The 25,096-nt window shown below is 60.0% G+C and carries 20 protein-coding genes; 13 read left to right on the forward strand and 7 right to left on the reverse strand.

Going from position 1 to position 25,096, the window contains the following annotated elements:
- The first annotated feature begins 19 nt into the window (after nt 1-19).
- A complete protein-coding gene (gene hutU / locus ABD937_RS10985; protein ID WP_345255753.1) occupies nt 20-1,702 on the forward strand; it encodes a urocanate hydratase in 1,683 nt (560 codons plus the stop codon).
- A 30-nt stretch (nt 1,703-1,732) separates the two neighbouring features.
- Here hutU and ABD937_RS10990 read toward each other — a convergent pair whose 3' ends face one another.
- Complete coding sequence (locus tag ABD937_RS10990) at nt 1,733-2,434, reverse strand: hypothetical protein (RefSeq protein ID WP_345255754.1); 702 nt, start codon at nt 2,432-2,434, stop codon at nt 1,733-1,735.
- Between the two features lie 99 nt (nt 2,435-2,533).
- On the opposite strand from ABD937_RS10990, the gene ABD937_RS10995 reads away from it, so the two are divergent.
- Nucleotides 2,534-3,016: a DUF1648 domain-containing protein gene (locus ABD937_RS10995; RefSeq protein ID WP_345255755.1), complete on the forward strand. Its 483-nt coding sequence runs from the start codon at nt 2,534-2,536 to the stop codon at nt 3,014-3,016.
- A gap of 34 nt (nt 3,017-3,050) precedes the next feature.
- The gene (locus ABD937_RS11000; protein ID WP_345255756.1) at nt 3,051-5,282 is read left to right on the forward strand and encodes a bifunctional alpha,alpha-trehalose-phosphate synthase (UDP-forming)/trehalose-phosphatase; all 2,232 of its coding nucleotides are present in this window, start codon (nt 3,051-3,053) and stop codon (nt 5,280-5,282) included.
- A 131-nt stretch (nt 5,283-5,413) separates the two neighbouring features.
- Here ABD937_RS11000 and treS read toward each other — a convergent pair whose 3' ends face one another.
- Nucleotides 5,414-8,728: a maltose alpha-D-glucosyltransferase gene (gene treS, locus ABD937_RS11005; protein ID WP_345255757.1), complete on the reverse strand. Its 3,315-nt coding sequence runs from the start codon at nt 8,726-8,728 to the stop codon at nt 5,414-5,416.
- A 374-nt stretch (nt 8,729-9,102) separates the two neighbouring features.
- Here treS and hutI point away from each other — a divergent pair, with 374 nt between their 5' ends.
- Together hutI and ABD937_RS11015 are read left to right on the forward strand one after the other, a co-directional pair.
- Nucleotides 9,103-10,344 carry an imidazolonepropionase gene (gene hutI, locus ABD937_RS11010; protein WP_345255758.1) on the forward strand — a complete coding sequence of 414 codons (1,242 nt, stop codon included), beginning with the start codon at nt 9,103-9,105 and terminating at the stop codon, nt 10,342-10,344.
- Between the two features lie 171 nt (nt 10,345-10,515).
- Nucleotides 10,516-11,610: a formimidoylglutamase gene (locus tag ABD937_RS11015; RefSeq protein ID WP_345255759.1), complete on the forward strand. Its 1,095-nt coding sequence runs from the start codon at nt 10,516-10,518 to the stop codon at nt 11,608-11,610.
- A gap of 330 nt (nt 11,611-11,940) precedes the next feature.
- Here ABD937_RS11015 and ABD937_RS11020 read toward each other — a convergent pair whose 3' ends face one another.
- The 3 genes from ABD937_RS11020 to ABD937_RS11030 form a co-directional block, all read right to left on the reverse strand.
- Complete coding sequence (locus ABD937_RS11020) at nt 11,941-12,360, reverse strand: SH3 domain-containing protein (protein ID WP_345255760.1); 420 nt, start codon at nt 12,358-12,360, stop codon at nt 11,941-11,943.
- 8 nt (nt 12,361-12,368) lie between these two features.
- Entirely contained in the window at nt 12,369-12,716 is a 348-nt protein-coding gene (locus tag ABD937_RS11025; RefSeq protein WP_345255761.1) for a BON domain-containing protein, read from the reverse strand.
- A gap of 185 nt (nt 12,717-12,901) precedes the next feature.
- The gene (locus ABD937_RS11030) at nt 12,902-14,884 is read right to left on the reverse strand and encodes an ABC-F family ATP-binding cassette domain-containing protein (RefSeq protein ID WP_345255762.1); all 1,983 of its coding nucleotides are present in this window, start codon (nt 14,882-14,884) and stop codon (nt 12,902-12,904) included.
- A 232-nt stretch (nt 14,885-15,116) separates the two neighbouring features.
- On the opposite strand from ABD937_RS11030, the gene ABD937_RS11035 reads away from it, so the two are divergent.
- Together ABD937_RS11035 and ABD937_RS11040 are read left to right on the forward strand one after the other, a co-directional pair.
- Nucleotides 15,117-15,743, forward strand: coding sequence for a DUF3347 domain-containing protein (locus ABD937_RS11035; protein ID WP_345255764.1), 627 nt, complete (start codon nt 15,117-15,119; stop codon nt 15,741-15,743).
- A gap of 4 nt (nt 15,744-15,747) precedes the next feature.
- Nucleotides 15,748-18,096, forward strand: a complete 2,349-nt coding sequence (locus ABD937_RS11040; RefSeq protein ID WP_345255766.1) for a TonB-dependent receptor — start codon at nt 15,748-15,750, stop codon at nt 18,094-18,096.
- 416 nt (nt 18,097-18,512) lie between these two features.
- Here the strand turns inward: ABD937_RS11040 and ABD937_RS11045 are convergent, their stop codons facing one another.
- Together ABD937_RS11045 and ABD937_RS11050 are read right to left on the reverse strand one after the other, a co-directional pair.
- Nucleotides 18,513-19,307: a hypothetical protein gene (locus tag ABD937_RS11045; RefSeq protein ID WP_345255768.1), complete on the reverse strand. Its 795-nt coding sequence runs from the start codon at nt 19,305-19,307 to the stop codon at nt 18,513-18,515.
- A 53-nt stretch (nt 19,308-19,360) separates the two neighbouring features.
- On the reverse strand, nt 19,361-20,497 hold the full coding sequence (locus tag ABD937_RS11050) for a hypothetical protein (RefSeq protein ID WP_345255769.1): 1,137 nt from the start codon (nt 20,495-20,497) through the stop codon (nt 19,361-19,363).
- A gap of 76 nt (nt 20,498-20,573) precedes the next feature.
- Between ABD937_RS11050 and thrS the strand changes: the two genes are divergently transcribed.
- The 6 genes from thrS (at nt 20,574) to rplT (ending at nt 25,075) form a co-directional block, all read left to right on the forward strand.
- Entirely contained in the window at nt 20,574-22,529 is a 1,956-nt protein-coding gene (gene thrS / locus ABD937_RS11055) for a threonine--tRNA ligase (RefSeq protein ID WP_345255770.1), read from the forward strand.
- 85 nt (nt 22,530-22,614) lie between these two features.
- Nucleotides 22,615-23,232 carry a translation initiation factor IF-3 gene (gene infC / locus ABD937_RS11060; RefSeq protein WP_345255772.1) on the forward strand — a complete coding sequence of 206 codons (618 nt, stop codon included), beginning with the start codon at nt 22,615-22,617 and terminating at the stop codon, nt 23,230-23,232.
- A gap of 209 nt (nt 23,233-23,441) precedes the next feature.
- On the forward strand, nt 23,442-23,789 hold the full coding sequence (locus tag ABD937_RS11065) for an MmcQ/YjbR family DNA-binding protein (protein WP_345255773.1): 348 nt from the start codon (nt 23,442-23,444) through the stop codon (nt 23,787-23,789).
- Nucleotides 23,786-24,307 carry a VanZ family protein gene (locus tag ABD937_RS11070; protein WP_345255774.1) on the forward strand — a complete coding sequence of 174 codons (522 nt, stop codon included), beginning with the start codon at nt 23,786-23,788 and terminating at the stop codon, nt 24,305-24,307. Before ABD937_RS11065 ends, ABD937_RS11070 begins: the two co-directional genes overlap by 4 nt.
- A 172-nt stretch (nt 24,308-24,479) precedes the next feature.
- Nucleotides 24,480-24,677, forward strand: a complete 198-nt coding sequence (rpmI, locus tag ABD937_RS11075; RefSeq protein ID WP_345255775.1) for a 50S ribosomal protein L35 — start codon at nt 24,480-24,482, stop codon at nt 24,675-24,677.
- A gap of 53 nt (nt 24,678-24,730) precedes the next feature.
- Nucleotides 24,731-25,075, forward strand: coding sequence for a 50S ribosomal protein L20 (rplT, locus tag ABD937_RS11080; RefSeq protein ID WP_345255776.1), 345 nt, complete (start codon nt 24,731-24,733; stop codon nt 25,073-25,075).
- Nucleotides 25,076-25,096 lie beyond the last annotated feature (21 nt).

Here is a 25,096-nt window from a genome sequence, read left to right on the forward strand (position 1 = left end):
CTGTTTTAAACGATTGCTCATGGCCACAACGAAGCAAACCCAATACGACCCGGTAAAGTACAAGACGCCCACAGGCAGTACGCTCACCTGTAAAGGCTGGGTGCAGGAAGCGGCGCTCCGCATGCTGCTCAACAACCTCGACCCCGCCGTAGCGGAGCGTCCCGACGACTTGATCGTGTACGGGGGCCGCGGCAAGGCCGCGCGCAACTTCGAGGCGCTCGACAACATCATCGCCTCGCTCAAGGACCTGGAAAATGACGAGAGCCTGCTCATACAAAGCGGCAAGCCGGTAGGCATTCTGAAAACACATACCGACGCGCCGCGCGTGCTGCTGTCGAACTCCCAGCTCGTGCCTAACTGGGCCAACTGGAAGCACTTCGAGGAGCTGGAGCGCAAGGGGCTGATGATGTACGGGCAGATGACCGCCGGCTCCTGGATCTACATCGGCTCGCAGGGCATCGTGCAGGGCACTTATGAAACCTATGCCGCGGCCGCCGACAAGCATTTTGGTGGTACGCTGAAGGGTACGCTGAACGTTACCGCCGGCCTCGGCGGTATGGGGGGCGCCCAGCCCCTGGCCATCACCATGAACGAAGGCGTGGCGCTCGTAGCCGAGGTGGAGCAGTGGCGCATCGAGAAGCGCCTCGAGACCCGCTACCTCGATGTGATGATCGCCAACGTGGACGAGGCCATCGACCGGGCGCTCGAAGCCAAGCAGAAAGGCGAAGCCCTGTCCATCGGCGTTCATTGCAATGCCGTAGAACTACTGGAGCGCCTCATCGCCCGCAACATCGTTCCCGATACCCTAACCGACCAGACCTCGGCCCACGACCCGCTCATCGGCTACTGGCCGCATACCGTTTCCGAAGAAGGGGCCCGTGTACTCCGTACCGAGAACCCGGAGCAATACCTGGAATACGCCTACGATTCGATGTACCGACATGTGGAGCTGATGCTGGAGCTGCAGGCCCGCGGCGCCATCACGTTCGATTACGGCAACAACATCCGGGCGCGTGCCAAGGAACGGGGGCTTACCAACGCATTCGACTTCCCCGGCTTCGTGCCGGCCTATATCCGCCCGCTCTTCTGCGAGGGCAAAGGTCCCTTCCGCTGGGCGGCGCTTAGCGGCGACCCCGCCGACATTGCGGTGACCGACGAGCTGATCGCGGGCATGTTTCCCGAAAATGCGTCGCTGCAGCGCTGGCTGAAGCTGGCGCAGGAGCGCATTGCGTTACAGGGACTGCCGGCGCGGATCTGCTGGCTCGGTCAGGGCGAGCGCGAGAAAGCAGGCCTTGCCTTCAACGAGCTCGTGCGCACCGGAAAAGTGAAGGCACCCATCGTGATCGGCCGCGACCACCTCGATACCGGCTCCGTAGCCTCGCCCAACCGCGAAACCGAAGCAATGCTGGACGGCTCCGACGCCGTTGCCGACTGGCCGATCCTGAATGCATTGGTAAATACGGCCGGCGGCGCCTCCTGGGTGAGCCTTCACCACGGCGGCGGCGTCGGCATGGGCTACAGCATCCATTCGGGTATGGTGATCGTGGCCGACGGCACTGACGACGCCGCGCAGCGCCTGAAGCGCGTGCTTCGCAACGACCCGGGCATGGGTGTTATCCGTCATGCCGATGCGGGCTACGACATCGCACGGCAAACGGCAGCCGGGCACGACCTGGATCTTTCAAAACGATTGAAGCAATAAATAGAAAATCCCCGCAGCCGCGGGGATTTTCTATTTCAGGGCGGTAGTCACCAGGTCGACCCTTATGCCGACTCCGATGGCAGAGAAAGAACCCTGGCCGTACTGACGCGCGATGACCTCGGCGCCGCCATTGACCGAATAGCGGATGTCGTCGACCATGGGTTTGCCGAACCCGCGGAACAGGTGTCCGCGCAGGCCCACGTGCACACTTCTGCCCAACCGGTAGTCGAGGTTGAGCCCGGCCTCGAGCAGTGAGTAGATCGATACCGGGTAATTCGTGATGGCGGTAAACGTGATGGCGTCGTTGCCAACGGGATAGTCCACGGCCGAGGTACGGTAGCCTTCCACCTGCCGTTGCCAGACGAGCGAATGGCCGATAAAAGGTTCTATGGATAGCCGGTTGCGCAGGAGCGCGATGCGCCCACCCAGCCGCAGGGGCACCTGTACCGAGACGGTACCGGTGGACGTGCCGCTCAATTCGGAGAAGGCAATTCCGATGTCGTAGCGCTTTACCGCAACGCCAAGCTCCGCAAATCCATATTTGTGGAAGCGGTAGCGACCGGCTACGCCCACATATACACTCGGCAGCTCCGGCTCCACCAGGCGGCCACCGGGATCCTCCACGACCACCCGGTCGGTAGCGGCCGCAACCTCGGCGCCGATCGAAAAACCGGTTTGTGCCAGGGCAGGCGCGGTAAGCAGGCTACCTGCAAGCGGTAAAAGTGCTTTCATAAAGGAAGATGAGGTTGCAAAATAAGGCACCTTGCGTTAGCCCTACCAGGGTGCGCCGGGTCCGGTAAACGTGGCGTGGTACCGGCCTACCTTTGACCGATGGAACCAACAAGTGCGGAACGGGTCGCCGCCACGATAAGCCGGGGCGGGTTGCTGACCCTGTGGATCCTGGTGGCCATCAGCTACGAACGGCTTCCGCGGACCATTCCGATCCATTTCAATGCCCTTGGCGAGGCGGACGGCTTCGGGCCGCGCTTTACGGTGTGGCTCCTCCTGGGACTGCTCACCGGCATTTTCCTGCTGCTCAGCGCGATCGGGCGGCATGTGCACCGCTTTCCCCGGAAGTCGGGGGAAGGGCCTGCCACCGAGGCCGAATACCGTACCCTTCGCCTTTTCTTCCAATGGCTGAAGCTGTCGATCCTCCTCGTGTTCGCCATCGATATTGCGCTGTTATTCCCGGCGGTCATGGGCAACGCCACCCGGCAACGGCCCTGGCTCCTGCCTGTCAACATCGGCATCCTGCTGCTGCCCACGGCCTGGTTGCTCTGGACCGTGCTCCGGCAGCGGCGGACGCCCGCCTGAAGCCCCATGGCGCAACTTTTGCGCACTTGTGCGCATGAGCAGACTGATGGTGGTATCGAACCGCCTGCCTTACGCGGTGGAGCGGAACGGTGCCGATATTACGGTGCGGCAAAGCTCCGGCGGCCTTGTTTCGGCGGTGAAAAGCTATTTCGAAAAACCCGGGGCGGGGGGTCCGCAGTTCGAGCAAAAGATCTGGGTCGGCAGTGTCGACACGTCGCGCGAAGACTGGCAGGAGGCCGTGGAGCGCGGGGCCCTTCCTGCCGACACGGTGATCGAGCCGGTGTTCCCTGACCGGGAGACGTACGATCAATACTACAACGGCTTCGCCAACGGCACCATCTGGCCGCTGTTTCATTACTTTCCTTCGATCACGCAATTCCGCAAGGAGCATTTCACCGCCTACGAAAAGGTGAACGCGCTCTTCGCGGAGCGCATCCTCGAGCTCTACCAGCCCGGCGACGTGATCTGGGTGCACGACTACCAGCTGATGCTCCTGCCGCAGATGCTGCGCGAGCACCTGCCCGATGCCAGCATCGGCTTTTTCCTGCACATCCCGTTTCCTTCCTACGAGCTGTTCCGGCTGCTGCCCACGCCCTGGAAAGGCGCACTGCTCCGGGGCCTGCTGGGCGCCGACCTGCTGGGCTTTCACACCTACGACTATGTGCAGCACTTCCTGCAATCGGCCAAGATGATCCTCAAAGTGGAAACGCAGTTCAACAACATCCAGTATGAATCGCGCATGATCCGCACCGACCTGTTCCCCATCGGCATCGATTACCAGAAGTTCCGCGACGCGCTGCTCAACGACCTCGCGGCGCGCATCAGCACCAGTCTCGAGCAGAAGTTCATGGGCCAGAAGATCATCTTTTCGGTTGACCGGCTCGACTATACCAAAGGCCTCAGCTACCGGCTCGAAGGCTTCCAGGCCTTTCTCGAGAAATACCCGCAATGGCGCGAGAAGGTGGTGTTCATCTTCAACATTGTGCCGTCGCGCGCCGAGATACGTAGCTATGCAGATATGCGCCACCGGATCGAGCAGCAGGTCAGCAAGATCAACGGTAAGTTCTCGTCGCTACACTGGCAGCCACTCATCTACCGCTACAACCACCTCGACTTCGAAGAGCTCTGTGCCCTGTACCAGTCGGCCGACGCTGCCCTCATCACTCCGCTGCGCGATGGCATGAACCTCGTGGCCAAGGAGTACGTGGCCTCCTGCCTCGACAAGGGAGTGCTGATCCTGAGCGAGCTTACCGGTGCCGCCTCCGAGATGGGCGAGGCCGTGCTCGTAAATCCGACCGACGCGGAGGAAGTAGCGGAAGCCATCCATACGGCGCTCACCATGCCGCTTACCGAGCAGCGCAACCGCCTCAGCCTCATGCAGCGGCGCCTCGCGCATTACGACGTGCATCACTGGATCAACGACTTTCTCGAGAGCCTGGGCACGCTTAAAACGGTGCAGGAAAAAGAGCAGGCCAATATCCTCGACGGGCCTACGACCACCCAGGTGGTGGAAGCCTTCGCCAACGCCGAAAAGCGCTGTATCCTGCTGGATTACGACGGGACGCTCGCGCCCTATCAAAAGCTCCCTTCGCTGGCAGTGCCCGGAAAGGAAGTATTGCAGTTGCTGCGGGACCTGGCGGCCCAACCGCATACCGAGGTGGTGATCATCAGCGGGCGCGACGCCGCCACGCTCGGAGATTGGCTGGGTGAACTGCCCGTGCACATGGTGGCCGAGCACGGGGCCTTTATCCGGTACCAGGGCGAGGAATGGCAAACGCAGAACACCCTGGCGCCCGAGTGGAAAGACCAGATCCGCCCGCTGATGGAGCTCTTCGTGACCCGCTGCGTGGGCTCCTTCATTGAAGAGAAAGCGAGCACACTCGCGTGGCACTACCGCAATACCCACCCCGACCTGGGCTTCACCCGCTCGCGGGAATTACGCAACAGCCTGCTGCAGCTCACCGCCAACACCGCGCTGCAGGTGATCGACGGCAACAAGGTGCTGGAGGTACGGCAGATCGGCATCGACAAGGGCACCTCGGCACAGCGCGTGCTCGACCGCTTCTCGCCTGACTTCATGCTGTGCATCGGCGACGACACCACCGACGAAGATATGTTCCGGGTACTCCGCGACCGCGCAGTAACGATCCGCGTAGGCCACGCCAAAACCGCCGCACGCTATAACCTCTGGGCGCAAACGCAGGTGTTGCCCTTCCTGCGGCGCTTTCTGCAGGCCAGGAACAGCCCTGTCACCGATCGCAGCTAGCGCAAAGGAACTGATTACCTAATGCAGGAGCGCTTCTCAGCGCTCCTTTTTCGTTGGCCCGATATGATTGCACCCACAAAAAAAGCGTTATGGCGGGCACCATAACGCTTTCCTGTTTTTATGAATTCCGGCTACGCTTCCTGCATGGCCTGTAGATATACGGAACGCAGCAGGCTAAGGGGAGCGCCGGCGCGGCCGGGGTCTGTCTGCAGGTCCTCGTTGATGTGGCGAAGCGCCCGCTCGATCAGGAAGGTCTGGAGCAGCATTTCCCGGTCGGCAGGATCGGCAGGAACAAAGGGCGTGTCCTGTACTGCTTCAAAATAGGCCTTGGCGAAGAAACCGCTCATCAGGTACGCCCAGCGCTCCGCATAAGCAAGGTAGGCGCTGTTATCCGCAGGCAGGTGGGCGCTATGGCGGAAGCCTTCGAAGGTGGTCTGGTAGATCGAGGCGATCATCTGCGCCACGTCGCGGAGCGGCGAGCGCTTGATGCGGCGCTCGCTGTAGCTCCGTTGCACATTACCGCCGAAGTCGTACAGCGCCAGGTCTTTGCCGGTAAGCAGTACCTTCTGCAGGTCGTAGGAGCCGTGCGAGCGCACCTTCATCACGTCGAGCTTGTGATCGTATACCCGCTTCAGCAGCTGCACCACCTCTTCGCGGCGGGCCAGAACGTCCTGCGCTTTCGCCGCCACGGTTTCCGGAAGATCGGAGCTGCGCTCGAGGCGGTGGTAAGCTTCGCGCACCTGCGACTGCATCGACGCAAAGAGGGAGCGCTGGTAGTGAAGCGAAAATTCTTCCGGCGCAAAATCCTTATCCAGCGTATTGCGGGCGAATGCGCGGTGCATCTGTGCCGTGCGTTCGCCGAGGGTGCGCATCAGCTCGGCGCCGCGACCACCCACCAGGTCCTGCAGCTCGTCGGAGAGCGCTTCCAGGCCGATCGGGTTCGACCAGGTGCCGGGTTGTAATTCGAGCAGCCGGTGCGCATCGGGACGTGCGATCACCCGCTCGATGAAGTTCGCCACCCGCTCCTGCATGTAACCGAGCAGGTCGCCGTGATTGTCGACGAGCTCCTGCATGATGGCCAGCACCATGCGCCCGTTCGGCGACTGCCATTCCACGCTGCCCAGGTATTTCGGTGTGAAGGAAAAGGACGCATCTACGGAGAGGTAGCGGTTCAGCTCCACGTCCGGGTTGGTGAAGAACTCCACCTTGCGGTACCATTTCAGGAACAGGCGGTTGTCGTAAACGATCGATGTATTGAAGCGGTTTTGCTGGAACACGCGCGGCACTGAGTTCTCCCAGGAGTACTGCGCCAGCTCCTCGCTCGTGTCGAAGTGCACGCGGCCATCGGGCATTTGCAGGTGCTCGCGCTGCACGAGGCGGCGGAGCAGGGAGCGCTGCAGTCCCTTCAGGTAAAAGGCGTCGCAGAGTACGCCGGCGCCGTTCGGGCCGTGCACGTGGGCGATAATGGCCTCCGGGCAGGTGTGCGCGAGCTGTGCGGCCTGCTCCTCGGGGATCACGCTCACGGCCAGCTGGTACCATTCGGGAAGCCCGCTTTCGTAGGCGACCTCCAGCAACATCCACCAGGCCTGCCGGTCGTCTTCGCCGAAGCGGTAATGGCCGCTAATGGAGAGGCTGTACACGGTGCGCTGCTTCCCGGCAAACCAGGGGCGGCTGTAGATATACGCGGGCAGGATGTCCTGCTCCAACTGGGTACGCACGAAGGGCGACATGAGGTCCTCTTCGCCGCGCGCCTCGAGCGTCGGGATACTGCGCTCTTCCTCGGCGGCGGAGCGCACCTTCTGCAGCTGGAACCATTGGAAGGAGTGGGGCCCCATCGTAAAGAAATACGGACTGTCTTCGCGCACGGCTGGGAAGCGGTTGCGGCTGAACAGCTCCACGGGCTGGTAGCCCTTGAAGCCGCGCAGGTCCACCTCGGCGGGCTGCGCATACTTGGAGAGGTTCACCACCACCAGCAGCGTCTCGTCCTCGAAGGTGCGGGTAAAGGCGAGCACCTTCGGGTTCTCGACGTTGATGAATTTCATATCGCCGCGGCTGAAGGCCTTGAAGCTAAGGCGCAGGGAGATGAGGCGCTTCATGAACCAGAACAGCGACGACGTATTGCGGCGCTGCATCTCGACGTTCACCGATTCGTAGTGGTACTCGGGGTCGAGGATCACGGGCAGGTAGAGGCGATGCGGGTTAGCCTCCGAGAAGCCGGCATTGCGGTCGGCGCTCCATTGCATGGGTGTGCGCACGCCGTCGCGGTCGCCGAGGTAGAAGTTGTCGCCCATCCCGATCTCGTCGCCGTAATACAGCACCGGGGTGCCGGGCAGCGCGAAGAGGAGGGAGTTCATCAGCTCGATCTTGCGCCGGTTGTTGTCCATCAGCGGCGCCAGGCGGTGCCTGATGCCCAGGTTGATGCGTGCCTTCGGGTCTTTTGCGTACACCTTGTACATGAAGTCGCGCTCCTCGTCGGTCACCATCTCGAGGGTGAGCTCGTCGTGGTTGCGCAGGAAGGTGGCCCACTGGCAGTTCTCGGGAATATCGGGTGTTTGGTCGAAGATGTCTGTGATCGGGTAGCGGTCCTCACGCTGCAGGGCCATGAACATCCGCGGCATCACGGGGAAGTGGTAGTTCATGTGGCACTCGTCGCCGTCGCCGAAGTAGGCCGCCGCGTCTTCGGGCCACATATTGGCCTCGGCAAGAAAGAGCGTTCCGGGGAACTTCTCGTCGACGTGCGCACGGAGCTTCTTGAGGAAGGCATGTGTTTCGGGCAGGTTCTCGCCGTTGGTGCCCTCCCGCTCGTATAAATACGGAACGGCGTCGAGGCGGAAGCCATCCACGCCCATCGCGCACCAGTAATCGATGATCTTGAAGATCTCTTCCTGCACCTGCGGGCTGTCGTAGTTGAGGTCAGGCTGGTGGTGGAAAAAGCGGTGCCAGTAGTATTGCTGCGCCACGGGATCCCAGGTCCAGTTGGACGCTTCGTAGTCCTGGAAGATGATGCGCACGTCCTTCCATTGGGTCGGGTCGTCGGTCCACACGTAGAAGTCGCGCTCCGGAGAGCCCTTCGGCGCCGTGCGGGCCCGCTGGAACCAGGGGTGCTGGTCGGAGGTGTGGTTGATGACGAGCTCGGTGATCACCTTGAGTCCCCGGCGGTGCGCTTCCTTCAGGAAGGCCTGGAACTGCTCGAGGTCGCCGTAGCGCGGGTTGATACTGTAGTAGTCGGCGATGTCGTACCCGTCGTCGCGCAGGGGCGACGGATAGAAGGGGAGCACCCAGATGGCCGTTACGCCGAGTTCCTCGAGGTAGTCGAGCTTTTCGAGCAGGCCCCCAAAGTCGCCGATCCCGTCGCCGTTGGAGTCGCGGAAGGCCTTGATGTGGAGTTCGTAGATGACCGCATCCTTATACCAGAGCAGTCCTTCTGTAGCATCTTTTCTTACCATAGTCGGGATCAATTCTGAACAATATGGGCTGTGCAGAAAATATCATACCGCAGGAAGGAGGGGCGTGAGCAACCTGTACGGATTGGGTGGGCCGCAGCGGCCTGTTACCCGACGGCACAACGGCACCACGGCACTACGGAATACGTTACGTACGTTCTCGCTTTTCTTGCCTTGCGGTTGCGAACCAGGACGAACGTCCAGCCTCGCCCTTAACGCAAGCACCGCTCCGGTATGGAGTGAACAACGATTATCCCCTGGGCCTGGAACTGACCCTGCCCATCCACGATTGCCCCTTCACGATTACACACGCAATTTTTTGTTACCCTGACCGTGTCGAAGGGCCGCTACCCGAAAGGCCGTACATTAGTCGCCCTATGGCCCTCCTGATCACCAACATCCGGCAGCTCATCAACACGCACAACGAAACGGTGCCCCGGCGCGGCGCGGCCCTTGCCGACCTGCCGGTGACCGAGAACGCCTGGCTGCTCGTGGAAGGCGACCGGATCGCCGCCTTCGGACCGATGTCGGAACTCCCGGAGGCGTACCGGAAAGCGGGTGCGGAGGTGGATGCCGGGGGTGGGCTCGTGCTGCCGTCGTGGTGCGATTCGCATACCCACCTTGTCTTTGCCGGCTCGCGGGAAAGTGAATTCGTGGATAAGATCCGCGGCCTCAGCTATGCCGACATTGCCGCGCGGGGCGGCGGCATCCTCAACTCGACACGCCGGCTCAACGAAACCTCCGAGGACGAGCTCTTCCGCCAGAGCTGGGCGCGCCTGCAGGAGGTGTTGCGCCTCGGCACCGGCGCCCTCGAGATCAAAAGCGGCTACGGGCTTACGGTAGCCGGCGAGCTGAAAATGCTGCGCGTCATCCGGCGCCTCCGCGGGCAGGCGCCGGTACCAATAAAAGCCACCTTCCTCGGCGCCCACTCCATACCCCCGGAGTATAAAGAAGACCGGGAAGGCTATATCCGGCTCATCATCGACGACATGCTGCCCCGCATCGCAGGGGAGGGGCTGGCCGATTATATCGACGTTTTCTGCGAGGAAGGGTTTTACACCCCGGAGGAAACGGTGCGCATCTGCAACGCGGGAGCGGGCTATGGACTGAAAGCCAAGATCCACGCCAACCAGCTCGCCGTATCGGGGGGCGTGCAAGCCGGTATCGCCGTGGGCGCGCTGTCGGTGGACCACCTCGAAAGCATGGACGATGCGGCGCTGGAAGCTCTTGCGGTCTCGGACACGATCGGGACGCTGCTGCCGACGGCGGCGTATTTTCTTCGGATGCCCTTCCAGCCGGCGAGACGGCTTATCGACGCCGGTTGCGCGATCGCGCTGGCGTCGGACTTCAACCCGGGCTCTTCGCCGTCGGGCAACATGAACGCGGTGCTGTCGATGAGCTGTATTGCGATGCGGATGCTGCCCGAGGAGGCGGTGCAGGCGGCTACTTTCAACGGGGCCTGCGCCATGGACCTGCAGCACGAAGTGGGTACGATCGCCGTCGGCAAAAAGGCGAACCTGATCCTGACGCGGCCGATCCCCTCCCTGGCCTATCTTCCCTATGCCTTCGGCTCCAACCTGATCGAGCGGGTGCTGGTGAACGGGGAATGGTTGACGTGAATCGGCAATCGGGAATCGGCAGTCGGCAATCGGGAATCGGGAATGCGGTACCGGGGATCAGGGTTTTGAACTGTGTTCTATTGTATCTTGCCCGTAAACGAAAACGATTGCCCTGAAGTGAGCCGGCCGCACCCGCAGCCAGCTTCAAAATACAAACTAAAAACTCCTTCCATGCACATCCCGCATTTCCGCTTCTATAAGAAATCCGACCTGCTCGGCATCACAAAGATCCGCCGCTTCGAGACCAAGCTGGGCGAGCGGGTGCAGGTGCTTCCGGACGACCACAGCGCCGGCATTTTCCAGAACATCGATGCGCGCTACATCGTATTCGGGGTGCCCGAAGACATCGGCGTGCAGGCAAACGAAGGCACCGGCGGTGCCTCCACGGCCTGGGTCGCCTTCCTGCAAGCCTTCCTCAATACGCAGAGCAACGATTTCCTGACGGGCGACGACATCGCCGTGATCGGGCATTTTGACTTCTCCGACATGCAGGGCCTCATCGAGGCCAATGCGCAGAATCCCGACGAGCAGCTACTGGCCTTCCGCCACGCCGTGAACGCGATCGACGAGGAAGTGGAGAAGCTCGTGAAGGCCATCGCCGCCGCCGGGAAGATCCCGGTGGTGATCGGCGGCGGGCACAACAACGCCTATCCGATCATCAAGGGAGCGGCAAAAGGGCTGCAGCAGGACGGGCAGATCGAGATCGCGCAGATCAACGCCATCAACCTCGACGCGCATACCGACTACCGGCCCGCCGAAGGCCGCCACAGCGGTAACGGCTTCCGCTATGCCGAAGACGACGGCTTTCTCCAGAAGTATTGCGTGGTCGGCCTCCACGAGAACTACCTGCAGCAGAACGTCTGGGTCGACATCGTCAACAATCCCTTCTTCGACTGCATCACGTATGAAGACATCTTCCTGCACGAGAAGCGCTCGTTCCTGCAGGCGGTGGCCCATGCCATTTCGTTCACCGACGACAACTATACCGGCATCGAGCTTGACCTGGATTCGGTAGAAGGCGTGCTGAGCAGTGCCGCCACCCCGTCGGGGGTGATGCCCCTGCATGCGCGCCAGTACGTGAACCTCGCCGCTGGCAATGCCCGTTGCGCCTACCTGCACATCTGCGAGGGCGCCACCCGCCTTCACAATGGCAAGACCGACGATGCCACGGGCAAGCTGATCTCGTACCTGGTGTCCGACTTTGTAAAAATGCACGGCGCCGATAAGACCGAGCAGCCGGCGAAAGTGATGGAGGCGAGCGCGTAGCAAAAAAGGAGTAGGATACAAAACAATAAAAGAGGGAAAGCGACGCGCTTTCCCTCTTTTGATTTAATCCTCTGTTCGACCAAATCTTTTAAGAGGTCAGGAATGAACCGGGCCTTATTTTCCCCCACGGCTGAAACCATGGGCTGGTATCTTTCGAATACCCACGGCTAAAGCCGTGGGCTGCTTGCAACGCAACGATCAAATGCACCCAAATATTAATGCCCCCCGGTCGACGAGGGGCATTTAAATATGGGGTGTCCAGCTCGCCTTTCCTTTGGGACAACCGACCGAAGGCGAAGGTTGCGCGCGAGAGCGCTGCCGGGGGATGGGTCACTCCGCAGAGAGGTACTGAGCGGCTGCGTAGCCTTCGACGCCCGAGCTCGTACGCACCAGCCACCACTGTTCGTTGGCCTTGGAGATCAAGGTAACATAATCTTCATGAGCGGCCTTGCCGATGATCTCCTGGTCGGTACCGGGGCCCTTGCGGACGTTGAGATTCGACTCCTGGGTGGTCACCCGGGCCCGCTTACCGGCTGCATCGGCGCCCACGTTTACGTTGAGAATGAGGTCGCCGGAGCGGTAATCCGGATCGATCGAGTTGTACACGCTCCACAGCTGGTCCTTTACCTGGCCGGTAGGCGCCTCGCCGTCGATGTACAAGACGCTATTTTGCTCCCGTACCTGCAGGTTGCGCACGCCTGCCTGTTGCGCGGCCTGCACCAGCGCACTGTATTTATCCTGTAATGCCATAGCGGGTCCTATTTAATGGTGAGCTGATTGTTGACCTTCCCTGGATGTGCCGCCTGTACGGCCTGCATGAGCGTGGTGAGGCGGTCGCGCTCAACCGTGCCCGTTAGCGTTACCTCGCCATTGTTGGCGGTAGCGGTCACGCCAGGAAAATCCTTGGTTGCCGTGCGCAGGCTCTCCGTTATCTGCTGGTCGCCCGACACCTGTACCGGGCTCTGGTAGGTCTGGTCCGTCTGTGGTGCCGTAGTGGTCGTCGTTGTGGTTGTTTCCGCCTTCTTTTCCTTTCCCTTGCAGGAAGGCAGGGCCGTTCCGGCAAAAAGACAGAAAGCAAGGCTCAGCGGGAGCATTATGCGTTTCATAGACAAGGTTTTGTTTAAACGGGGAACGGCTGCAATACGCATACCAGAGAAGTTGGACGTTTGGTGATTCTTGTTTGAAGTTCTGCTGTACCAGCCCAGCAGGCAAATCCTGATTCCGCAAAAGAAAAGCCGCCCGTAAAGGCGGCTCTATACCATCCGGGTTTTCCCGAAAAACATCAAACGTCCTACAACTGACCCTCGAGCTCCATGATCTTCTCGAAGAGCTCTTCATATTGCTTCTCCAGCGTTTTTGCCTGCTGCTGGGCGGCTGCATAATCGGTCTCTGTCTTTTTGAACTTCACGGCGTCGGCATAGGTTTCCGGGGCGGCGAGGGCTGCTTCGAGCCTTGCCTTGAGCTCATTGTTCTCCGCGATCTGCTTTTCCACCTGCGCAAACTGGCGCTGGTATTTTTGCAGCTCTTTCTGCAATTCCTTGTTGATCGGCTTCTTGGCTTCTGGAGGCGCTACGAACTCCACCTTCTTCGGCTCTTCCTTTTTCTGCTTCACTTCCTTGTTCCCTGTTCCCTGTTCCCTGTTCTTCTGTTCCCGCTCCAGCTGCTGCCGGTTCTTCTCCATCCGCTCCTTCCATTCCACCCACTCGTCGTATCCGCCCTTGAACTCCTTGATTTCGCCGTCCACGATCTCCCAGATCTTGTTGGCGGTCTTGGAGATGAAATAGCGGTCGTGGCTCACGAGCACAAAGGAGCCCTGATAGCGGTTCAGCGAATCCACCAGCAGCTGTGTGGAGTGGATGTCGAGGTGGTTCGTCGGTTCGTCGAGCAGCAGGAAGTTGGCCTTCGAGATGATCGTCTTGGCGAGCGCCACGCGGGCTTTCTCGCCCCCGCTCAACACCTTGATCTTCTTGTCGGCATCGTCGCCGCTGAAAAGGAAGCAGCCAAGCAGCGTGCGCAGCTCAAGCTCCGTTTTCTGGGAGCCGGCCTCTTTCAATTCGTCGATGATGGTGTTATTCAGATTCAAGGCCTCCAGCTGGTGCTGCGCATAAAAGGCTTCGTCTACATTATGTCCCCATTTGCGCTCTCCCTCGATGGGCTCCTGGCCGGCAATGACGCGCAGCAGGGTCGATTTACCCTTGCCGTTGGCGCCAATGAGGGCGATCTTGTCGCCGCGCTCAATCTCGGCGGTGGCGCCCTCCAGAATGGTGAGCGAAGGGAAGCGCTTGGTGACGTTCTTCAGCTCGCACAGCACTTTACCCGGCACTTTGTCGATGGCGAAGTTGATGCGCAGGTCGGGGCGTTCGATGGCCACGTCCTCGATGCGGTCGAGCCGGTCGAGCTTCTTGATGATGCTCTGGGCCATGGCTGCTTTCGAGGCCTTGGCGCGGAAGCGCTCCACGAGGCGCTCGTTCTGGCGGATATAGTCCTGCTGGTTCTCGTAGGCGCGCTGCTGCTGCTCGATGCGCAGCTCCTTCTCGGCCTCGTAGTATTCGTAGTTACCGTTGTAGAAATGCAGCTCGCGCTGGTAGAGCTCCACCACCTTCTTCACCATGCGGTTGAGGAAGAAGCGGTCGTGTGATACGATCACCACGGCGCCCTTGTAGTGCTGCAGGTATTTCTCCAGCCATTCGATGGAAGGCAGGTCAAGGTGGTTGGTCGGTTCGTCGAGCAGGAGGAGGTCGGGTGCCTGCAGGATCATACGGGCCAGCAGCACGCGCATCCGCCAGCCACCGGAGAACTCGCGGTAGGGGCGCTGCAGGTCGGCGTTGGAGAAGCCGAGGCCCTGGAGTACTTCGCCTGTTTTATACTCGATCTCGTAGCCGCCGGCCTCCTCAAACTGGTGCAGCTTGTCGGAGTATTCGTGCAGCAGTTCCTCCGTCTCTTCGGTCTCGAGGCGCTTCGTGAGCACTTCGAGCTCCTTTCCGATGGCCATGGCCCTGTCGAAGGCATGCATCGCCACCTGGAGGATGGATTCGTTGGTATCGAAGGAGAGGAGGTCCTGGTGGAGGTACCCGATAGAGGTGTTGCGGCCACGCTCCACGGTGCCGTTGGACGGCTGGTACTCGCCCACGATCACTTTCAGGAGCGTGGATTTGCCCGTTCCGTTGTAGCCCACGAGGCCGATGCGCTCCTGCGGGTGGATATGCCAGGTCGCGTCCTTCACGATGGTGCGCGCCCCGAACTCGAATGTCACATTTTGAAAACCTGCCAGCATAAAGTAGAATGAGGCCGCAAAGATAAACCGGCCGGGGGAAGGTTTTGGGTGTTTTAAGGGTTTTGGAGGATTTAGAAAGGTTCAGAGAGGTTCAGAAGGGTTTAGAAAGGTTATGAGAAAAGCATCGAGGGGACGGGCCACCCAACCTTCCTGAACCCCCTGAACCCTCCTGAACCTAATCTCTGCTGCCCATCCGCACATTGATTTACCTTTGCCCGCAAATCCGACATTGATGAACAGAAAGATATGGATCCTGGCCCTCGTTGCCGGCGCTATCGGCGTCTACTTCGCTGTATTTCACGAGAGCGAGCCCGCCGTCAAAACGCCGGAGGCGCCGAAGCAACAACCCCTGGCACAGAGCAAGCACAGCGCCGCCTTCAACGCGTCCATCGACAAGGCACTGAACGATTATTATACCCTCAGCGAGTCGCTGGTTAAGTGGGACAGCGGCGCCGTTCGCGCGCAGGCCGGCACTCTTCAGGCCTCGCTGGGCGCCATTACCTGGGACGAGCTGAAAAAGGACACGGCGATCTACATGACGGCCGTTTCGTATAAGGACATGTTCAACGGCGACCTGCAGACCATGCAATCCGCCTCCGACCTCACGGAGCGCCGCCGCGCCTTCCATTCGCTGTCGCAGAACTTTTACGACGTGCTGCGCGTTGTGCGCTACGATGCCGCCCCGATCTACATGCAGGAGTGCCCGATGGCCTTCAACGATACGGAGCCGGCGGTCTGGCTCGCCAACAGCACCCGTATCCGCAACCCGTACCTGGGCCTTCATCACCCGGAGCACCGGAACACCATGCTGAGCTGCGGGCTGGTAAAAGACAGCCTGAAGCTCGCGACAACGAAATAAACCTATGCGTATCCTGCTGACCCTGCTGGCGATTGCCGGCAGCCTCTGGGCCGACGCCCAGTCGAAATACACCATCTCCGGCTTCGTGCGCGACTCCGCCACGGGCGAGACCGTCATCGGCGCCTCGGTGTCGGCGGGGGAGGGGCGCAGCGTCAGCAGCAACCAGTATGGCTACTATTCCCTGACACTCGAAGCCGGCACCTATACGCTTTCGGTATCGCATGTTTCCTTTTTCACCGACAGCCGCAGCATCCGCCTCACGGGCCCGACGCCGCTCAACATCGACCTGAAGTCGAAGTCGGCCGCCATGAACGAGGTCATTGTGTACAGCAAGCGCCGCGACGCCAACGTGCGCAATGCGCAAATGGGCAAGGTGGACCTGTCGATCGCGCAGATCAAGAGCGTACCCGCCTTTCTTGGCGAGGTCGACATCCTGAAAACGATCCAGCTCCTGCCGGGCGTACGCAACGCGGGTGAGGGCAATGCCGGCTTTTACGTCCGCGGCGGCGGCCCCGACCAGAACCTCATCCTGCTCGACGATGCCGTGGTGTACAACACGGGCCACCTGTTCGGGTTCTTTTCGATCTTCAACTCCGACGCCATCAAGAACGTGTCGCTCATCAAGGGGGGCATGCCCGCGCAATACGGCGGCCGGCTTTCGTCGGTGCTCGACGTGGCCATGAAGGACGGCAACTCGCAGCAGTTCACCGGCGAGGGCGGCATCGGCCTCATTGCCTCGCGCCTCTCGCTGCAGGGCCCGATCGTGAAAGACAAAGCGTCCTTCATGGTATCCGGTCGCCGCACCTACGTGGACGTACTCACGAAGCCCTTTGTTTCTAAGACGTCCACCGCAAGGGGCTCGGGCTATTATTTCTACGACCTCAACGCGAAGGTGAACTGGCGCTTCTCGCCGAAGGACCGGCTCTACCTCAGTGGCTATTTCGGGCGCGACGTGTTCCGCTTCGTCAACACCGGCCGTTCGTTCAGCGCCGACATCCCCTGGGGCAACTCCACGGCCACCCTCCGCTGGAACCACGTGTTCGGCCCGAAGCTGTTCTCGAACACAACGCTCGTTTATAACGACTACCATTTCGAGTTCGGCGCCACGCAGAACGACTTCCGGGTGGGCCTCTACTCGGGCATCCGCGACGGCAACCTCAAGGTGGACTTCGATTACTATCCCGCGCCGCAGCACAAGCTTAAGTTCGGGGCGCAGAGCACGTATCACAAGTTCATTCCCAACCTGGTGTCGGGGAGCCAGGACTCGACCCGGTTCTCTCCCTCCAACGCGGAGCTGAAATACGCGCTCGAAAACGCGCTCTACTTCCAGGACGACTGGGACATCAGCGACAAGGTGAAGATCAACGCCGGCCTGCGCTGGACGCAGTTCTCGCAGCTGGGCCCCTATAAAAAGTTTGAGCGCGATGCCGACGGCAACAAGCTCGATAGCACCGTATACGGACGCAACGAGATCGTGAAGGCCTACCATGGCTTCGAGCCACGCCTCACGGCCCGCTATCAGGTCAATGCCAGCACCTCGATCAAGGCTTCGGTGACGCGCAACCTGCAGTACATCCACCTCGTGAGTAATTCCGGCACCACGCTGCCCACCGACCTGTGGCTCCCGAGCTCGTACCGCACGAAGCCGCAGGTGTTGTGGCAATATTCGGCCGGCTACTTCCGCAACTACAACGACAACACCTGGGAAACCTCGGTCGAAGTGTACTACAAGGACATGAAGCAGCAGATCGAGTTCGAAGAAGGCTACCAACCGAATGTCGGCGATCCGGAGGAGCACTTCGTGTTCGGCTCCGGCTCCAGCTACGGCGCCGAGTTCTTCGTGAACAAGGTGCGCGGTCGCCTCACCGGATGGATCGGCTATACCCTCTCCTGGACCTGGCGCAAGTTTCCCGACCTCAACGGCGGCGAGCGCTTCCCGGCGAAATACGACCGGCGCCACGACCTGTCGGTGGTGGCCACCTACGAGCTGAGCCCGAAGTGGAAGTTCGGCGGCGTGTTCGTATTCGGCACCGGCAACACCACCTCGCTGCCCGAGCGCTTTTACATCATCAACGGCGTGCTGACGCAGGAATACAGCAAGGTGAATCAGTACCGCCTGAAGCCCTACCACCGCATGGACCTTTCCGCCACCTGGACGCCAAAGCCGTTTAAAACGGGCCGGTACAAAAGCCATTGGGTGTTCAGCATTTACAACGTGTACAGCCGCCTCAACCCGTATTTCATTTATTTCGACCAGCAGGGCAGCCCGCTTACCAATGACCTGAAGGTGCAGGCGAAGCAGGTGTCGCTGTTCCCGATCATACCCGCGGTGACGTGGAATTTCAAGTTCTAGCGACGTTGCACCCGGTAGGGCTGCGCGCTTTGTAGAAAAAGCATTGGTTTTATCAGGACACCGCACCCCGTAGGGTGCTCGTTACTCGAACAGCGGAAGGGTGAACATTAGATTGCCCGTTCACGTCATTTTTCCGACCGGCCAAAACATGCACCTTTCTTCTCTGGCTGAACTTCGCACAACCTCAGACTTTTTCGGTAACGCGCATCCCTCCGGGATGTTGACCTCGTTCGTAATTATCTACCTCTTGCCCGGCATTTCATGCCGGGCTTTCGAGCGCGCATCCCTCCGGGATGCCGGTGTCGGGTTGCAGGCGTCAGGAAAAGCATTACTTGCGATTACGGAATCTGAGATGAACGATCAGGTAATCTGGATACGACTCCCCTCCCTATGTGAGGGGCTGGGGGTGGGTCTTATTACCGCGCGGCTGCGCCAGCATCGTAGATAAACCGGACCTTGGCGCTTTTGGAATCGGTAGCGGTAAGGAGGAGGCGGTAGCTTTTGGCACCGGCCGTAACTACCAGCAGCGCCGTGTTGGGCGGAATGCGGCCCAGGTTGTCGGCCTGCATCTCCACTTCCTGGAACTTGTTCTGCAGGTCCACCTGGATCCAGGTGGTGAGGGGTTGGTGATTGAGCTTCTGGTGGGAGAGCAGCACCTTACTGTTCACGAGCACGGAGATGCTGTCGCCGTCGACCTCGGCATTGTCGTAGAAGTCGAGGCGGATGCGGCCGGTATCCACTTCGATCTCGGGGATCTCGCGGAAGGCGGATTCGGCCACGCGGGTCAGGATCAGGTTGCCGGGCTGGCAGGGCGCGTCGGTGTTCATCACCTTGCCGTTCCACTCGCCCCGCAGCGTTTCCTCGTTGCCGACGCGGTAGTAGCGCAGCACGTAGTTCTTGATGCAGGGTACGCAATCGGGCGGGATCCGGAAGGTCTGTACGCCGCCCTCGTTGAGGTGCAGCTTTTCCACCGTGGAAAAGTACATCCCATTGAATTTCTTCTTGACGTAGTTGGTGATGTCGGAGTAGTGATAGGAGGCCCCCATAATCGAATCGCCGCGCGTCTGTATCTGCAGCTCGATGAAGTATTTCGGGAAACAGCCACCTGCATTTTGCGTCAGGGTGCCTTTCCAGATCCCATTGAGATTGGGAGTTTGGGCAAGGCCAAACACGGGGAGCAGCAACAACAGGTACAGGAGACTTTTCTTCACTGGTGTAAAATAAACGCAAACAGGAGCGGACCCGCGAAGTTTTCGATGAGCGGTCATTGGCCGGACTTCTGGTACCGGAAGCGCACCATGGCGTTCTTCTGCTCGGTAGAGGTGATCTGAACTTCGTGGCGCTTATCGCCGTCATAAACAAGCATCAGGGAGGTATTCGGCGGGATGCGGCCCATATTCTCGGCCACCATCACCAGCACGTGCTCGGGCGTTTCTTCGCTCAGCTTCACCGTGAGCTCGATCGGGGCCGCACTGAGGCGCTTGTGCGACAGCACCAACTTGTTATCAAGATAGATCGAGACCGTGTCGTTGTCGACCTCGCCGTTGTCGTACAGCTTCACCAGCACCTCATCGGAGCCAACCGTCAGCACGCGCGCGGTCTCGTTCTGGCGGTTCCGGGTTTCTACGGGAACAGGCACCGGGCGCACTTCGATTTTTTTCGGAGCGGGCGCCACCGTGGTTTCTTTCGGAACGTTCGGCGTTGCGGTAGCGGGAGCGCCGGTTGCGGGTGCGGCGGGCTGCTTCGCAGGCACGCGGGCCGTGGTGGTGTTGCGCACAGGCGGTTTTGCGGGTACGCGGGCGGCCGGGGTGTTTGTTTTCGGAGCGGGCTTCGCAGGGGTGCGGGCCACGTCGGAGCCCGGCTTCGGACGGTTCTTCAGGAAGGGCTCCACGTAGAAATCCGATTCTTCAACCCGGCGCAGCATCACCTTGCCGCCGCCGCAGTCGCCCCACTTGCCGTTGTTCTTCGGGTTGGCGCGGTCTTCCGATTTGCCCACATAGGTGCCTTCCAGAAAGATCTCGCGGCCGGACACGATGACATCGAACTTGTAATTCATAAGGCAGGTACCACCGCCGCCCATATTGCGCACCTCGGTGGTGCGCAGCTCCTGGATGTTGAAGCGGCCGCCAGTGCTCTGGAAATTGCCCGTCATCGTAGCCTTGCCGTAGAACCGCTGGTCGAGGTAGGAGTAGGAAACGCCGGTGACGGCGGCTTTCTTCTGGGCGATCTGGAATTCGAGCTTGTATTGCTCGCCGCCATCGGTGACGAAGTACCCATGCCAGATACCCGTAAGGTCTTTGGTGGAGGCCGGCTTTGTCTTGGCAGCGGCGCCCTGCGCCGACGCATTGCCGGAAAGAAAAAGCGCAAGCAGGAGCAACAGGAGAGAGCCGGACGGTTTCATCGAAGCGAATTTAGACATAACTTCCGCGGACGTTAAAGCGGACTCTAGCAAGAGTTTGTTAATTTTGCCCACCTTTATGAACGATCAGATCAATATTACGCTTCCTGACGGTGCCGTCAGGAACTACCCGAAAGGCACGACGGGCTTGGAGATTGCCAAGTCGATCTCAGAGGGCCTGGCCCGAAAGGTGCTGGCGGCCGAAGTCAATGGCGAGGTGTGGGACCTGACCCGTCCCATCGACGATGACGCGGCGTTCAAGCTGCTCACCTTCGACGATGCCGGCGGCAAGAACACCTTCTGGCACTCCTCCGCCCACCTGATGGCCGAAGCCATCGAGGCTCAGTTCCCCGGCGTCAAGTTCTGGGTCGGCCCCCCGGTCGACAATGGTTTCTACTACGACATCGACCTCGGCGACCGCAAGATGAACGAGGAGGACCTCGCCGCGATCGAAAAGAAGATGGCGGAACTGGCGAAGCAGTCGAACCCCTACGTACGCAAGCCGATCTCCAAGGCCGACGCTGTTCAGTACTTCACGGAGAAAGGCGACGAATACAAGCTCGACCTGCTCGAGAACCTGCCCGACGGAGAGATCACCTTCTACACGCAAGGTGGCTTCACCGACCTGTGCCGCGGCCCGCATATCCCGAACACCGGTTTCATCAAGGCAATCAAGCTGACCAATATCGCCGGCGCCTACTGGAAAGGGTCGGAGCAGAACAAGATGCTCACCCGTGTATACGGCGTCACCTTCCCCAAGAAAGAGCAGCTCGACGAATACCTTGCCCTGCTGGAGGAAGCGAAGAAGCGCGACCACCGCAAGCTCGGTAAGGAACTCGAGATCTACACCATGGACGACGATGTCGGCCCCGGCCTCATCATGTGGCTGCCCAACGGAACCGTTATCATCGAGGAGCTCGAGAAGCTCGCGAAGGAGACCGAGAACGAAGCCGGCTACAAGCGCGTGGTGACGCCGCACATCGCCAAGGAGAACATGTACAAGACCTCGGGGCACCTGCCGTACTACGCCGACAGCATGTACCCGCCCATGGAGATGGAAGGGGAGAAGTACTACCTGCGGTCGATGAACTGCCCGCACCACCACAAGATCTTCGACGCGCTGCCCAAAAGCTACCGCGATCTTCCGTACCGCATCGCCGAGTATGGCACCGTGTACCGCTACGAGCAGAGCGGCGAGCTGTTCGGGCTCATGCGCGTGCGCTGCCTGCACATGAACGACGCGCACATCTATTGCACCAAGGAGCAGTTCGGCGACGAGTTCCGCGCCGTGAACGAGATGTACCTGAAGTACTTCAAGATCTTCGGGGTAGAGAAATACGTGATGCGCCTCTCGCTGCACTCGCCCGAGAAGCTGGGCATCAAGTATGTGAACGAGCCGGAGCTCTGGAAGGAAACCGAGGAGATGGTGCGCAACGTACTCATCGAATCCGGCATTCCCTTTATCGAGGTGCAGGACGAAGCGGCCTTCTACGGTCCCAAGATCGACGTGCAGATCTACAGCGTCATCGGCCGCGAGTTTACCCTCGCCACGAACCAGGTGGACTTCTCCCAGGGCCGCTCCTTCAAGCTGCATTATACCACGGAGGAAAACAAGGTGGAGACGCCGCTGATCATCCACCGCGCCCCGCTGGGTACCCATGAGCGCTTCATCGGCTTCCTGCTCGAGCACTATGCCGGCAAGCTCCCGGTATGGCTGGCCCCGGTGCAGGTGAAGGTGCTGCCGATTTCCGACAAGTTCCTGGATTATGCAAAAGAAGTGGCTGCTGAACTGAAAAAAGCAGATATTCGTGTAGCCATCGACGACCGCAACGAGAAGATCGGCAAGAAGATCCGGGATACGGAATTGCAGAAAGTGCCCTATATGCTCGTGGTGGGTGAGAAGGAGATGAACGAGGGCAAAGTATCGATCCGCCGACAAGGCAAAGGCGATACCGGCACCCAGAGCATCGCGGAATTCAGCGCGGCGGTGGCAGAAGAGATCAAAGAAAGGAGAGGGGAAAGCCTCCCTGCATAATACGATTCGACAGCGCATTAACCATCAAACAACCCAGGCCACGTTTCTTCGCTGACTGTCGACAGTGGAGAACGGGCTGAACATTATGGCATTACCGAGTAAAGGCGGATTCCGCCCGGGCGGGGGCTTCCGCGGAAGATTCATCCCCCGTAAAGAAGCAGAACATCGCATCAACCACCACATCCGCGTACCCCAGGTGCGCCTCGTAGGTGACAATGTGGCCATGGGCGTGTATCCGACCCAGGAAGCGCTTAAAATGGCCCAGGATCAGGCCCTTGACCTCGTGGAGATCTCTCCGCAGGCCGATCCCCCGGTTTGCCGCATCATCGACTACAACAAGTTCCTGTACGACAAGAAGAAGAAGGAAAAGGAGATGAAGGCCAAGGCGAAGACCACCGAGATGAAAGAGATCCGGTTTACGCCCAACACCGACGACCACGACTTCGACTTCAAGAGCAAGCACGCCGAGAACTTCCTCAAGGAAGGCAACAAGGTGAAGGCCTACGTGCAGTTCAAGGGCCGCGCCATCCAGTTCAAGGACCGGGGTGAGCTCCTGCTGCTGAAGTTCGCCGAGCGCCTCGCCGAGGTGGGCCAGCTCGAATCGATGCCGAAGCTCGAAGGCAAGCGGATGCTCGCCATCATCTCGCCGAAGACCTCCAAGAAGCCGAAGGGCGAGGGGAAGAATTCCGAGCCGAAGCCCTAGGAAATAACGAATATCGAATATTGAATATCGAGAAGAGAGACGCCGTGCGGCGTCTCTTTTTTTGTGCCAGCCCAGCAGGAGGGTTCCGGCTGGGGCGTAGCGCGTACAAAACCGCGCCCCGCCCGCCGGCGCTGAAAAAAAAACCGGCTGGCATCTTTTTTTTGTCGGCTGAATGCCGGATATTCGAATTCCAATATCCGATCTACACTATGGAACTCGAAACCCTCCGTCAGGCCTGCCTGGCTTTACCTGCGGTGCAGGAAGAGGTGAAATGGGGCGCCGACCTCGTTTACACCGTGGGCACTAAAATGTTCTGCGTCGCCGGCACCGACGGCCCCCTTACTTTTTCCTGTAAAGTCCCCGACGACCAGTTTGAAGAGCTTTGCCGCGTGCCCGGAATCGAGCCGGCGCCCTACCTCGCGCGGGCGCGCTGGGTGCTCCTCACCGAAGCCTGCTCCTGGAAAGGAAGCCAGCAGCTCGAGCTCGTACGGGGCAGCTACCGGCTCGTGTCGGCGAAGCTTACCAAAAAGGTCAAAGGCGAAATCGGTATTGTATGATCCGGAGCCTGCCCCTGAACGTCCGGTGGCGCCTCCGTACGCGCGCCCTCATCGCCCTCCTGTTCGGCGCCTACCTCGGCGCGCTCACCGGCCTGTTCGTGATCAAGGATCCGGCCTTCTTCCTGCAGCAATGCTCGGAGCTGAACTGGGACCAGCTGGGACAGTATACCCGTTACGCCAACTACATACCCGGACGGACGCTTGCCTACTATGGTACCCTGCAGGAAAATTTCGGGACCGGCGTACGTAATGTGGGGGCCAACCTCTTTGGCTTCCTACCTTTCGGCTTCCTGCTTCCGCTGCTGAACGACCGCTACCGCCACGCGGGCCGGCTCGCCCGTGCCGCCATGCTCCTGAGCGCCACCTTCGAGGTGTTTCAGCTGCTCACGGGGGTGGGTTCCTTCGATGTAGACGACCTCCTGCTCAACAGCGCCGGTGCCGTGCTGGGCTTTTTTGCGCTCGAGTGGCTGTCCGCCCGAAGGGAGCGGGCGCCGTACCGCGCGGCATCGTTCCGTTAAAATGTATCTTGGTGGCAATAAAGGGCGCGTCCTTGCGCAGATGTGCGCCTTTTTCCCTACCTTTGCGCTCCGTTTTGGCTCCCCGCCGGGACGGTATTGCTTGAAGAGGCTCCCTAAGTGCTCCGCCTGTGCGGGCCGCCTCCAGGGCTAAACTCTCAAACGACTAGGTACCATGCCTAAAGTAAAAACGAACTCGAGCGCCAAGAAGCGCTTCAAGGTGACCGGCACCGGCAAGATCACGCACCAGAAATCCTTCAAGCGTCACATCCTGACCAAGAAGTCCAAGAAGCGCAAGCGCGCATTACGTGTTGACGGCGTAGTAGCTCCCTCCCATGTGGATTTCGTGAAGCGCCTCCTGCGCCTGAAGTAAGCCTTCGGTGCAGCAGTAAGAACCTCATTTCAAAACATTCAAACTGAATCGTAATGCCTCGTTCCAAAAATGCCGTTGCCTCCCGCGCACGCCGCAAAAGAATCCTCAAGCAAGCCAAAGGCTTCTATGGCAAGCGTAAAAATGTATACACCGTTGCCAAGAACGTTGTAGAAAAAGGTATGACCTACGCCTACGTAGGCCGCAAGCTGAAGAAGCGCGAATACCGCCGCCTGTGGATCGCCCGTATCAACGCCGCCGTGCGTGAAGAGGGCCTGACCTACTCGCAGTTCATCAACCTCCTCAACGTAAAAGGCATCACCCTCGACCGCAAGGTCCTGGCCGACCTCGCCATGAATAACTCTGAGAGCTTCAAGGCCCTCGTAGCCCAGGTGAAGTAACCGCCACCCGATCGTAATAGA

The sequence above is a fragment of the Flaviaestuariibacter amylovorans genome, from assembly GCF_039541815.1.
GTDB lineage: Bacteria > Bacteroidota > Bacteroidia > Chitinophagales > Chitinophagaceae > Flavisolibacter > Flavisolibacter amylovorans.